The 13,337-nt window shown below is 41.9% G+C and carries 11 protein-coding genes; 4 read left to right on the top strand and 7 right to left on the bottom strand.

What is annotated here, in order from left to right:
• Window positions 1-86 precede the first annotated feature (86 nt).
• On the bottom strand, window positions 87-1,286 hold the full coding sequence (locus tag Bovatus_RS18490; RefSeq protein ID WP_004299738.1) for an acetate kinase: 1,200 nt from the start codon (window positions 1,284-1,286) through the stop codon (window positions 87-89).
• Window positions 1,287-1,325: 39 nt separating this feature from the next.
• Window positions 1,326-2,345: a phosphate acetyltransferase gene (gene pta / locus Bovatus_RS18485; RefSeq protein WP_004299737.1), complete on the bottom strand. Its 1,020-nt coding sequence runs from the start codon at window positions 2,343-2,345 to the stop codon at window positions 1,326-1,328.
• 196 nt (window positions 2,346-2,541) lie between these two features.
• On the opposite strand from pta, the gene Bovatus_RS18480 reads away from it, so the two are divergent.
• Genes Bovatus_RS18480 through Bovatus_RS18465 form a run of 4 tightly spaced genes read left to right on the top strand, consistent with a single transcriptional unit; the run spans window position 2,542 to window position 5,681 of the window.
• Window positions 2,542-2,985: a CidA/LrgA family protein gene (locus Bovatus_RS18480; protein ID WP_004299736.1), complete on the top strand. Its 444-nt coding sequence runs from the start codon at window positions 2,542-2,544 to the stop codon at window positions 2,983-2,985.
• Entirely contained in the window at window positions 2,982-3,677 is a 696-nt protein-coding gene (locus Bovatus_RS18475) for an LrgB family protein (RefSeq protein ID WP_004299735.1), read from the top strand. The genes Bovatus_RS18480 and Bovatus_RS18475 overlap by 4 nt, the downstream gene beginning before the upstream one ends.
• Before the next feature lie 56 nt (window positions 3,678-3,733).
• Window positions 3,734-4,651 carry a DUF2156 domain-containing protein gene (locus Bovatus_RS18470; RefSeq protein ID WP_004299734.1) on the top strand — a complete coding sequence of 306 codons (918 nt, stop codon included), beginning with the start codon at window positions 3,734-3,736 and terminating at the stop codon, window positions 4,649-4,651.
• 13 nt (window positions 4,652-4,664) lie between these two features.
• A complete protein-coding gene (locus Bovatus_RS18465; protein ID WP_004299733.1) occupies window positions 4,665-5,681 on the top strand; it encodes a GNAT family N-acetyltransferase in 1,017 nt (338 codons plus the stop codon).
• 91 nt (window positions 5,682-5,772) lie between these two features.
• Here the strand turns inward: Bovatus_RS18465 and Bovatus_RS18460 are convergent, their stop codons facing one another.
• The 5 genes from Bovatus_RS18460 to Bovatus_RS18440 form a co-directional block, all read right to left on the bottom strand.
• A complete protein-coding gene (locus tag Bovatus_RS18460) occupies window positions 5,773-6,906 on the bottom strand; it encodes a glycoside hydrolase family 88/105 protein (protein WP_052587983.1) in 1,134 nt (377 codons plus the stop codon).
• Between the two features lie 4 nt (window positions 6,907-6,910).
• On the bottom strand, window positions 6,911-8,206 hold the full coding sequence (locus Bovatus_RS18455; protein ID WP_004299731.1) for an alpha-l-rhamnosidase: 1,296 nt from the start codon (window positions 8,204-8,206) through the stop codon (window positions 6,911-6,913).
• Between the two features lie 9 nt (window positions 8,207-8,215).
• Window positions 8,216-9,256 (bottom strand): glycoside hydrolase family 43 protein, encoded by a 1,041-nt coding sequence (locus tag Bovatus_RS18450; protein ID WP_052587982.1) that lies wholly within the window; start codon window positions 9,254-9,256, stop codon window positions 8,216-8,218.
• 222 nt (window positions 9,257-9,478) lie between these two features.
• On the bottom strand, window positions 9,479-11,212 hold the full coding sequence (locus Bovatus_RS18445) for a BNR repeat-containing protein (RefSeq protein ID WP_004299729.1): 1,734 nt from the start codon (window positions 11,210-11,212) through the stop codon (window positions 9,479-9,481).
• A gap of 49 nt (window positions 11,213-11,261) precedes the next feature.
• Window positions 11,262-13,262 (bottom strand): exo-beta-galactosidase/exo-beta-(1,6)-glucuronidase, encoded by a 2,001-nt coding sequence (locus tag Bovatus_RS18440; RefSeq protein ID WP_004299728.1) that lies wholly within the window; start codon window positions 13,260-13,262, stop codon window positions 11,262-11,264.
• Window positions 13,263-13,337 lie beyond the last annotated feature (75 nt).

The following is a 13,337-nucleotide window of genomic DNA, read 5'->3' as shown; positions in this document are numbered from 1 at the left end:
TAACTATTTGATATGCAAAGTAAGACAAAAAAAAGATGGACTCGAAATCGAGTCCATCTTTTTTTTGTATATCAGCAATAAAATTATTACTTATTCAGGATATCCATTGTATCCGATGCGATCAACAGTTCTTCATCTGTTGGGATCACTACTACTTTCACTTTAGAAGCAGGAGTAGAAATGATTGCTTCTTCACCGCGAACCTTAGCATTTACTTCGTTATCAAGTTCGATACCCATGAATTCCATATCCTTACAAACTTCACGACGACATTCCATCTGGTTCTCACCTACACCACCGGTAAACAGGATAATATCTACACCGCCCAATGCAGCAGCATAAGCGCCGATATATTTCTTAATACGGTAATAGTACATCTTTTCAGCAAGGATAGCTTTCTCATTGCCAGCTGCACAAGCAGCCAAGAGTTCACGCATATCGCTTGATACACCCGAAACACCCAGTACACCACTCTTCTTATTCAACAGATTGGAAACACCGGTTGTGTTCAAGCCTTCTTTTTCCATGATAAATGTTACTGCACCGGCATCTATATCACCGCTACGAGTACCCATCATCAAGCCTTCCAATGGAGTCAAGCCCATAGTAGTATCCATACATTTACCATCTTTGATAGCAGCGATAGAACCACCGTTACCAATGTGGCAAGTGATAATTTTCTGTCCAACCGGATTTACACCCAGGAATTCACATACACGTTTTGACACATAACGATGAGAAGTTCCGTGGAAGCCATAACGACGCACACCATACTTTTCATACAGTTCGTGAGGAATAGCATACATGTAAGCATAATCCGGCATTGTCTGATGGAAAGCCGTATCGAATACACCTACCTGCGGAATGTTAGGAAGAATAGCAGAAACTGCATTTACCCCTTTCAAGTTAGCAGGATTGTGAAGCGGAGCCAAGTCATTGCAAGCAGCGAAAGCTTCCAACACTTCCTTGTTCAGCAATACAGATTCGCTGAAACGCTCGCCTCCGTGTACCATACGGTGACCTACTGCATTAATCTCATCCAAAGATTTAATAGCGCCGTATTCAGGATTAATCAGCGTGTTCAGGATAAACTCTACTCCTACTGTATGTTCAGGAATATCTTTCTCCAATATTTTCTTTTCACCATTCGGCAAAGTAAGTTTCAAGAATGATCCTTTCAGACCGATTTTTTCGATACCACCTTGTGCAATCACCTCTTTGGTGGTCATATCGAACAATTTATATTTAATAGATGAACTTCCGCAGTTCAATACCAGAATCTTCATGTCGTTGTCGATTTATACTTAATACTTTATATCTAATACTTATTTTTTCGCTTTTGCTGCAATGGCCTGATTAGCTGTGATAGCAATCATGCGATATACATCTTCGATAGAACAACCACGAGACAAGTCGTTTACCGGACAGGCAATACCCTGAAGAATCGGACCAACAGCGTCAGCATGTCCCAGACGTTGAACTAATTTAGAAGAAATATTACCAACTTCCAAACTTGGAACGATCAGCACATTTGCTTCTCCGGCTACTGGAGAACCCGGCGCTTTGCTAGCACCCACTTCCGGTACAAGAGCAGCGTCAGCCTGCATTTCACCATCCAAATCAAGAGTAGGAGCCATCTCTTTTGCAATCTTAGTAGCTTCTACCACTTTATCCACTACTTCGTGTTTAGCGGAACCCTTGGTTGAAAAGCTCAACAGAGCTACTTTCGGATTTTCAATACCGGCAACGGCTTTCGCAGTCTGCGCAGTACAAATTGCTATCTGTGCCAGCTGATTAGCATCCGGAACCGGAGTTACAGCAACATCACCCATTACCAGAATGCCATTCTTTCCGTATTCAGGAGCATGAGTCAAAAGCAACATAGCACCAGACACGCAAGTGATTCCCGGCGCGGTCTTGATAATCTGCAAAGCAGGACGCAATACGTTACCAGTAGTGTTACGGGCACCAGCCAACTGACCGTCAGCATCACCGCTCTTAATCATTAAACAACCATAGAACAAAGGATCGCTCGTCAATTTGCGGGCTTCTTCGATAGTCATCCCCTTCTTTTTACGAAGTTCACACAACAACTGTGCATATTCTTCGTGTTTCGGAGAAGTTTCAGGATCAATGATAGTAGCTTTACCGATGTTTCCCAATCCCCATTTTGTAGCAAGTTCATTAATTTCATCCGGTTTACCCAGTAAAATTAGATCGGCTACTTCATCTGTCAAAATCATATTGGCAGCTTTCAATGTGCGTTCTTCAGTTCCTTCCGGAAGAACAATACGTTGGCGATTTGCTTTCGCACGCGCCACGATTTGGTTGATTAAATTGAGCATAGATATATTGAATGTTATTATAAAACCTCATTACAATTTGTAATTTGCGGTGCAAAAGTACTCAATTTTGCAATATCCACATTACAATTTCGCCTATTTTTCTCTTCCAAGTCTAAAATATTGTAATATTTAACACTGTACTCCTATTTTTCATACCTTTGCAGCGTTTTCAAACAAAATCAATAGGTTATTAGTTATGATACGTCAGTGCGCCATTTTATTTGGCTGTTTGGCTTTGGGTGAATTAATAGTTTATCTTACGGGTATCAAGCTCCCCTCCAGCATCATCGGTATGCTGCTGCTCACCCTCTTTTTAAAATTAGGTTGGATTAAGTTACACTGGGTACAGGGATTGTCCGACTTTCTGGTTGCTAACTTGGGATTCTTTTTCGTTCCACCCGGTGTGGCTCTTATGTTGTACTTTGATGTTATTGCGGCAGAATTCTGGCCAATTGTGATAGCTACCATTGTCAGTACCGCACTTGTACTTGTTGTAACGGGATGGGTACATCAGATCGTCCGCAAGTTCAGGCTGGCGCGTCAGATCAAACTGGCACGCAAACTTCATCTGTCAGATTTCCATCTGCCGGAGAAACTACACCTTAAAGATAAAATCAACTTAACGAATAAAGACAAATGAGCTTCTTAGAAAATAATTTCTTCCTGCTGGCCATTACCTTCGGGATTTTCTTCTTTGCCAAACTGCTTCAGAAGAAAACAGGACTGGTATTATTAAATCCTATATTGCTGACCATCGCACTATTAATCATCTTCCTTAAAATGACCAATATCTCTTATGAGACATATAATAAAGGAGGACATCTGATCGAATTCTGGCTACGCCCGGCCGTTGTGGCTTTAGGCGTACCTTTATATCTTCAACTGGAAATGATAAAAAAGCAGTTATTGCCTATTCTACTGTCTCAACTGGCAGGCTGCATCGTCGGAGTCATTTCAGTAGTACTGATTGCGAAATTCATGGGAGCCTCACAAGAGGTAATCCTGTCACTGGCTCCGAAATCGGTTACGACCCCGATTGCGATGGAAGTAACCAAAGCTATCGGCGGTATTCCGTCACTAACGGCGGCAGTTGTTGTAGCAGTAGGTTTATTAGGGGCTATCTGTGGCTTTAAGACAATGAAAATCATGCGCGTAGGCAGTCCGATCGCCCAAGGGCTTTCAATGGGAACAGCCGCTCATGCCGTCGGAACCTCCACTGCAATGGATATCAGCAGCAAATATGGAGCATACGCCAGCCTGGGACTGACGCTAAATGGAATATTCACTGCACTGCTAACACCTACTATCCTTCGATTATTAGGTATTTTGTAAAAACAAAATCTCTTGATTTTCCGTTATATAAAGAGTTAAACGCAAAAAGCAATCTTATGATTCCATTTAAAGATGTCACGTTAGCAGACAGAGACACAATCACCTCATTCACGATGAAAAGTGATCGCCGCAATTGCGATCTTTCATTCTCCAATCTTTGTAGTTGGAGGTTCTTATATGATACCCAATTTGCAGTGGTCGACAACTTCCTGGTGTTCAAGTTCTGGGCGGGAGATCAACTCGCTTATATGATGCCCGTAGGTACGGGAGATTTGAAAGCAATATTGGGGGAACTGATAGAGGATGCCCGCAAAGAGAACCAGCATTTCTGTATGTTGGGAGTGTGCAGTAATATGCGTGCTGATCTCGAAGCTATCCTTCCGGGACAGTTCACATTTACAGAAGACCGCGACTATGCGGATTATATCTATTTGAGAAGTGATCTTTCAACACTGAAGGGTAAGAAATTCCAAGCGAAAAGAAATCATATCAACCGGTTCCGCAACACTTATCCGGATTATGAATATACACCGATCACTCCGGACCGCATTCAGGAATGTCTGGATCTGGAAGCAGAATGGTGTAAAGTGAATCACTGCGACCAGCAGGAAGGGACGGGCAATGAACGTCGTGCTCTGATTTATGCCCTCCACAACTTCGAAGCACTCGGACTGACGGGTGGAATTCTTCATGTGAACGGTAAAATCGTAGCATTTACATTCGGTATGCCTATCAATCATGAAACGTTCGGCGTGCATGTAGAAAAAGCGGATACCAGCATTGAAGGCGCGTATGCTATGATTAATTATGAATTTGCCAACCGGATTCCCGAACAATATATCTATATCAACCGGGAAGAGGATTTAGGTCTCGAAGGTTTGCGCAAAGCCAAATTGTCTTACCAACCGGTGACGATTCTGGAAAAATACATGGCTTGTCTCAAAGAGCATCCCATGAATATGGTTAAATGGTAAACTCTTTATAAATATGATGATAAAGGAGCAAGTAAAAGCATTGTGGAAAGTCTGTTTTGACGATAGTGAAGAATTCGTCGAGATGTACTTCAGACTACGCTATAAGACAGAGGTGAACGTTGCCATCAAAAGTGGTGATGAGGTAATCTCTGCCCTTCAAATGCTTCCTTATCCGATGACTTTTGGTGGAGAGACTGTACAAACCTCCTATATTTCAGGAGCCTGTACGCATCCCGATTTTCGAAGCAAAGGAGTCATGCGCGAGCTTTTATCACAGTCTTTCGCCCGGATGTTACGGAATGGAGTACACTTCAGCACATTGATACCGGCAGAACCTTGGTTGTTTGATTATTATGCCCGTATGGGATATGCTTCGGTATTCAAGTATTCAACTAAAGAGATCGTTTTGCCCGAGTTTATTCCTTCTAAAGAGATAGCGGTCAGTGTTGTTTCAGAATTTCAGGAGGAGGTCTATTCCTATTTGAATAAGAAGCTTTCCGAACGGGCTTGCTGTATTCAGCACACACCGGAAGACTTTCAGGTTATTATGACCGATCTTGCCATTAGTGGAGGTTATTTATTTGTAGCCAGACAGGAAAACGAAATCAAAGGAATAACCATTATATATAAAGGAGACAAACATATCATTATCAATGAACTTTGCGCTGATGATAAGGATGTGGAATATAGTTTATTGTATGCGATCAGGAAGCACACCGGATGCAAGCGCATGGTTCAACTACTGCCTCCTGAAGATAAACAGCCTCAACATCTGCTAGGTATGGCACGTATCATCAATGCCAAAGAAGTGCTGCAAATCTATGCCGCGGCTTTTCCTGAAGATGAAATGCAGCTGGAATTATCGGACAAACAATTGTCTGTAAACAACGGCTATTATTACCTGTGCAAAGGAAAGTGTATGTATAATACCGAGCGACTGCCCGGTGCACATATACAAATGAATATTAGCGAATTAACCAATAGAATACTTCAGCCGTTAAAGCCATATATGAGCTTGATGATGAATTAAATTTTAGGCACGGATTACACGGATTACGCTGTTGACTTATATTAAGGCATGCCTCTAAGAGCTGTGAAACCCGTGTAATCCGTGCCTGTATTTATTTATTCAAATAACGAACCCGTTCACAGGCTGCCAATAGAAACGCACCTACTCCAAAATTCGAAGTTGAGTTTGCGTCTACCACCTGACCGGGTATCGCTTTCTCACCAATCGGTTGCACATAACCAATCTTGCCATCAGGCTGCAAAGCAACTGTTGAGAGATATTTCCATGCTTTTTCAACCACCGGCTGATATTCTGCAGCATCCAGAAAACCGTTATTGATTCCCCATTGTAAACCATAGGTAAAGAAAGCCGTTCCACTGGTTTCCGGTCCCGGTGCATGCAATGGATCGAGCATACTGCGTGTCCAGTAACCTTCCGGCTGTTGACAAGCAGCAACCGACTTAGCCAGGGTACGGAAACGATCTATATATTCCGGACGATACTTATCTGTTTCAGGAAGTTCTTTCAAGACTTTTGCCAATCCGGCCAATACCCAGCCGTCTCCACGTGCCCAAAAATCCTTTTTGCCGTTCACACTTTTGTGTTTAGGATACACGTATTTTCCATCCCGGTAATAAAGTCCGGCCTCTTCATCATACATAATACTATCAGCATAGGCGAGGTATTCATGCAGTTTCTCCAAATAGAGCGGATTCTTAGTAATGTTATACATCTTTGTCATGACCGGCATGACCATATATAAGCCATCTGCCCACCACCAATAATCATGATTGGGGGTACTCATCTGATATTCCATCACTTCGCGGGCACGGGCTATTTTCTGTGTATCCGGTTCCAGATTATAGAGATCGGCATACGTCTGGAAACAAATCTGATAGTCACCGAAAAGCACATAATCATCACTTTCACCGTAACTGTACTTCCAGTTTTCCTTATGATCTGATTTTGCCCCTTTCCATTCATTATGTTCCGCCCAGGCTTTCGAATATTCCAAATACTCCGGCTGCTTAGTCAAAAAATAAGCTTCCATATTTCCGGTGTGATAGGCGGCATTATCCCAAAAAGAACGTCCGTGTTCCGGATGATTCGTCTGCCAATAATTATTCACTTTATGAATGGTGTTTATCACTTCTTCAGCAGAAGCATCCTTCTTATCCGTACAACTTGCACAGATTGCACCGCCTAGAAAGAGTGCAGAAAAAAGAGTTGCATATAGTTTCTTCATATCTTTATTTATTTGTATCCATATTCGTTTCCAATACATATATCATTTGAGGCTCAATTTCCGCTGTGCGTTCACCGTCTCCCTGACGGGTGTGTTGTACAAAGAGATGCAGTTTCCGCTGCTTTTTCCAAAGTTCCGTATCATGAGAGGGTTCCCAGGCATCCACCGAAAAATCCGTCAGATCCGTTATCGTCCACTTACTGGTACCCACATCAGTCGCATGTGCCATCGACACACGGCTTCCCCGTTCTTCGTCACGGAAAATATAAAAGACTTCTCCACCTTCTACCACAATACGCGGACGGGCAATAGGGATCATTTTCGTACCTCCACCTTTCAAGGTAAAAGGTGTCTGGCGATCGGTTATCTGCCGTTGATGCCACATCTTCCCATCATTCCAGACGATGCGGTATTGAGGAACATCACTATTGGGTTCCCGCCAATAAGTAGCTATATACGGATTTCCTCCCGCATCGGCACTCATACTCGTCTGATTAATCAACTCACAGTTTTGAGGTAAACGACAGGCATACTCCGCATTGGACAATTTGATCGGGAGTTCATATCGTTCTCCACTCGTCTTATACCAAGTTACCCCATTATCAAAAGAACGGGCATAACAAATATCATGGTTTGTTTCCACATGCCAAGTCTCGCGCCATACCCATGAAAGATGAATCGTCCCTTTCTCATCAACATATAACTGCCAATAGGCATTCCGTTTATTTTCCCCGTCGATCAGTATATCCTGCACACGAGTCCATTTATGTTCTTTCAGCGAATAACGGTTCATTACCAGATTTCCACGACCCGAAGAACCGGAGCGGTAAACAAACAATAAATCTCCTCCGGATAAAGGATAGAACTCCGGATAGGTGACATTTCCTTCGTCAACTCCGGTCATGGGCATTTTATCCCCCAGTTCCAGAGAACCGGGAGCAATGCTCCGGCAATAATTCAATGGATGTCCGTGATGGTCAAAAGATACGTGTATATACCCTTCTCCATCTATCATCATACTAATTATATTATGAGCATCCTTCACATTTCCCTGATATTGGGTGCGATGTAATGTCCATTGTTCCGAATCCAGTTTCCGCTTTCCAAGTACCAGATAGCCATCGTTATCGTAATAACTGATATATTGTTCATCACCGTGTGTAACCAGCGAATTATTCCGAAAGACCGTCGTATTGACCGAAGTACAGCTATACCCCTTTCCCACTTCAACCAAATGCTGGGAACAGGCAATAACGGGAACGAGCATTATTCCGCAAAGTAGTAGCAGTATCCGTTTCATATTTATTTTTTATTTGTCAAAGATAGAAAGGTTCCATTTTTCATGCCAAGGGATAGTTATTTTCCCATCTTTTACCAACACAGGCAGCCATACATAACGGGAATCTTCCAAATCCTTCTTCTTCCAACGGTCGAACATGGCAATATATGCATCCTTCTTTCCGACAACAGGCTGGACATAAGTACTCTGGGCATAAAACGTTTTATCCGCATCCGGTCCCGTACAAGGGTTTCCGATTGTCTTCCATGTTCCCATAATAGAATCGGCTACTGCGATCTCGGCTATATTAGGATCCCAGCCAGTACAACCGGAGCTTAACATATAATATTTACCATTATATTTAAATACTGCCGGAGCCTCTCTCGATTCTTTTACGAAATTGCGTGTAAAACGTCCGCTCGGTTTCAGATAATCATCAGTCAGAAGGCTGATATACATCGTTTCATTATTTTCTGAAGAATAAAACTGATAAGCACGTCCGTCATCATCCACAAAAACAGTCTGATCGCGGCTCATCGCATTGTTCGGACGAAAACTTCCCTGATAAACGAACGGACCGACAGGAGAATCGGAAACTGCCACTCCGGCACAAGCCTTACTGTAATCAGCACTTTCCACATGGGCCCACATTACAAATTTGCCCGTTTTCTTATTATAAACCACTTTCGGACGTTCCAATACTTTGGAGGGATGCAGGTCATGATTCGGATCGTCTTTAACTGCCGGAAGTACAATACCCTCAAATTTCCAATTCAGCAAGTCTTTAGAAGAGTAACAACCTACTCCGGTCACATCCGTACGATAACACTCCCACGTAGCCCAGTCAGGCAAAATGGTTTTCCCTTTCTTGTATTCACCATACCAATAGTAAGTGCCGTTATGATATAGAAGTCCACCACCATGGGCATTGATCGGATTCCCATCCGTATCTTTCCAAACTTCACCGGGGATAAACTCCGTATACTTCTGTGCATGCACTGATACAGGCAGTAATGATATACAAACCACCCCTAATAATATAAACTTAATTATTCCACAATGTCTATTCATATTCATGATATTAAATAAGATTTCTTGTCTACAAAGATAGATGATACATAAAATATAAAGGTCTACTTATATGTCAAAAAAGGGCTAAAAACAATCATTCTCTATTAAATGTATGATATTATGGAGAATTTGTACTTCGAACTTAGTCCTCATTTATTATATAATACGATATAAACGAGGATTCCACTTATTAGCCCACTCCATAAAAGAGTTCGCTCGCTTTCAATCAAAGTCAATTCTCTGATCGAGCAAGTCATTTATATATACACATAAAACACCTTTCTTATATTCCATCCTCAAACGAACCTCCCCATATTTCTGCGGAGTATACCACTTGCCACCGGTTCCACGAGCCTGTGTTTTCCAACAATCCGATGTTCCCAATACATTTGTGCTGGTATATACCTTCCCTTTATATCTGATTTCAGGTTTCATCGTTTCTCCGTTTAGATAATATTCCAGATCACCGAGTTGCAACAAGCAACCTTGATAATTATCTGCGCCAAGAGTAATCGTCTGTTCCAGCACAAAAGGCTTTTCAGGATTAAATCGTATTTCTTTGCCGGATGCCGCTATCATCTTCTTCTTTTTTCTATCGGGGAATCCTTTGAAGTCGCAGGCTATTCCTGTAGAATAGCCTTGTGGATGTTGTAAACTGACAATCCAATCATAATAGTTGCCATACATCCAAGTCAGCCGCAATGGGGTACCCTCTGAAGCCGGTATCATATAAGGACGGACATTATTCAGTTGCGAGTCTTTTGTGACTGCCTCCTTAGAAATAACCTCTCCATCTTCACTCATGATAAATCTTACAATCTCATACACCTTACCATATTTTCCCTCTACCGGTAATGAGCAATATACCTCATTAACATTCGACGGATCGATAGCCATACCGGCACTATAACACTTTTCTAAATTCGGCGTCTGATGAAAATGTCCACCGGCATTAATAAGAAAAGTCTTTTTCCACTCGTGTCCGTTCCATTTTGCATAGTAATAATCATGAGATTCTTTATTATCGCTGATACGTACCATTGCTATCACCGGATTTCCGTTCCTGTCCGAAGCTATTTGCCATACCCAGTCACGTTCAGAAGGATTATCCACTACCGTAGACGGGTATTGTTTCGCATAATCACCTGTCTTGTTCACCTTAAATGTGCCGTCGGCAATAGTAGAAAGTACGGTTCCCCTGACATCAGTCAACTGCAATGTTTTGATATCGATATAATTAAAATAAAGGAAGTTGGGAAGTTCATTATCCGGATGTCCCGTGGTGTAAGTCAAATAAATCTTATCTTTCCCGTTAGACATGTATTTCGCATACGGACGGACGCCGGTAGATTGTACGATTTGATACGGTCCCCATACTACATCCACCTCATCTTTGTCGTCCGGTAACGAAAGCTTGGCAATAGTCGGATGCCAACCGATTCCACGCCAGCATAAATAAATATGTTCAGGATCATCCGACAGAATAAACGGAGAAGGATAAGTCGTATTATTTTTTGTTTCAATCCTCTTTTCTTCACCTAAAGTAGTAATATCCCCCGGGATTCGGGAGACTCTGTAATAAAAACAAGGTTCATCCGTATGTCTTGAATAGAAAATCATAATTCTTTCATCGGGCAATACAAGAAAAGTGGGATTGTTATGATCGTCCGGCTGAAAATACGAACGGATCAATACTTCTTCCTGTTCCTTCTTTTGAAAGTCATACTGCATCGCCTTTATATTACCATGAATATCGATGTAACCGATATATGTCTTATTTATAGTTCCCTCCTTGTTTTCATAATGCAAGGCTCTCGGATCGGCAAACCAACACCAAGCTCCTTCAGCTGCAACTTGATACCCACCGCCAGTAGGATTATTTTCTGCAGTTTGGGCATTCAAATGAAAGCTACATAGATATAAAACGACAAAAATCCAAACAATCTTCTCTTTCATGATAGCAATATGTTTCTTAATTAAATATCAGTTACTTGAATGGGATTCATTACTCAAACGAAATAGTTTTTATTTCACCGTTTGATAAACAAACCGTCACCTGTTTCTTATCCTCTGACACATGGACAGATTTCACCGGTGTCAGCTCTTTTGAAGTAAAACCTCTTTTCTCATTCTTCTTCCATAATTGAAGTGTCACATATATTTTTTCACCGGATAACTGATCGGAAACCATATTTAATGCACATTTCTCACTTACAGGATGCACTCCCTCCGGATATACCGTATATGTTTTCTCCCAACCTGTCAATGGTATCATTGCCAATTCATATTTTCCGTTAGAGAGTACCGGAATATTCTGTTTACCCACCTTACAACATGTTTCCTTTATATCGGAATCCAGACGAGGCAGGGAATAATGTCCCAAACAAATCTCCGCCGGTTCTGAAACAGTCACCTTATCTATCCGCAGAATTCCATCCGGTAGAGGAATATCCGCCAACTGATACTTCACAGTGCTATCCGTTTCGAGCACAGCGTCACGACGATAAATTCCATTTTCGAAACTTTTGAACGTATACAACCGCAACACTTCCCATTCCCCTTTTTTATTCCTTGTTCCATAATTCATGGAAATCTCCCCATTCTTCCCATCTGCCATCCAGGGGAACTCTGTATGGTAAGCCAGTTTATTATAATTTTCGGTACTGCGGAATTTCTGCCAATCTTTTGCCACAGTCTCATGACACCATGAACGCATTTCAGATCCGCCACAATTCGGGTAATTGGTTATCAATAGATTAGTTCCCTGCTGGAACTTATTATACACTTCCCCTTTTTTCAGTTCTTTCTCCCAAGGACCGTTATTTTCTGTAGCCGACCAATAGTTAGAGTTTTCCGGCAACAACAAACTAAGAAAAGCTTTTCCGCACCAATAAACACTACCCCGGCAACTATAAATCTGAACAGCAGGAGCAAAAGGTCCGTAGAAACCCATTGTCGGAACACCATCTTCCAGAAATTCCGGACGTTCTAAAAATTGCAACAACGTAGAAGAAGCTATCCTTCTCATCCATCCATAATTCACATTACCACTTTTGTCATATTCATACAAAGACAAAGGAGCAGTAACGGCAAAACGATAACAAATACTCCGTCCCCACATATTCATCCTGCCATCACGGCTGAACAGAAATGGATAATTATCAACCATGTCATGCTGATTTTCCATAAACTGCCTTGCATATTGAGGGTATTGTTTCTTCCCGAACATTTCCGCCCAAATAGGTCCGTAAGTCTGATAAGCCCACGCACTATAATAGTCATAAGCCGGAGCGTCATTGTACCAGCCTTCGCCCCGATAGCGTGCGAGAAGTTTTTGCAGGTTCGACTCCAGGTAGCTTTCATTCACGGCATATCCCTGATCTTTCAGAAAACTCAAGATAAAGACATTGAAAAACATCCAGTTGGAACCAATAGTCGGTCCCTCTCCATAACTCAACATGGTAGCAGCCAGTGAATCTTTCTGTTTCTTAGTGAGAGGATTCCATAACACTTCCTGTGCAGCTTTCATCGAGATTGCCAAAGAGCCCAGTTCCAACAATGTCTGACTGGGACCTCCCGTACGATGCGGAATATAGCTCCTACTTTCAGGGTTAGAGATATTTATCAGTTGATAACGATAATAGTCTGCCACTTTTATCCCGTTCATCTCCAGTTCTGGATTATCTTTCAAAAGAGGAGCAGCTACAAATAGAGTCCGTGCCAGACCTTCCAGCTTTGCTACTGGAATTTCTCCCGTATTTCTCGGATATGTTTTATCCAGCTGTTTCGGAAAATACATTTGATCGTCTAATGTATGTATATAGTTAAATGCACCTTTTAATAAATACTCGCCTGCCTGTATCCAGTGCTGACGAGTCATTCCCGTATAAGGGCTTTTCTGATAATCCGGCTGCCAGACGGTGAATATGTTTTCCTGCGCAAAGACCACAGAGAGTTTTAATGATAAAATAGCAAACAATAAAAATAATGCAAATCTTGCTTTCATGGTAATGATATGTTTATAATGTCAGATTCATCGCAAAAGTAAAGCTTTATATACAAACATTCGTCTGAATATCAT

This window comes from Bacteroides ovatus, assembly GCF_001314995.1.
Classification (GTDB): domain Bacteria; phylum Bacteroidota; class Bacteroidia; order Bacteroidales; family Bacteroidaceae; genus Bacteroides; species Bacteroides ovatus.
This window is presented reverse-complemented; position numbering and strand designations above follow the sequence as displayed.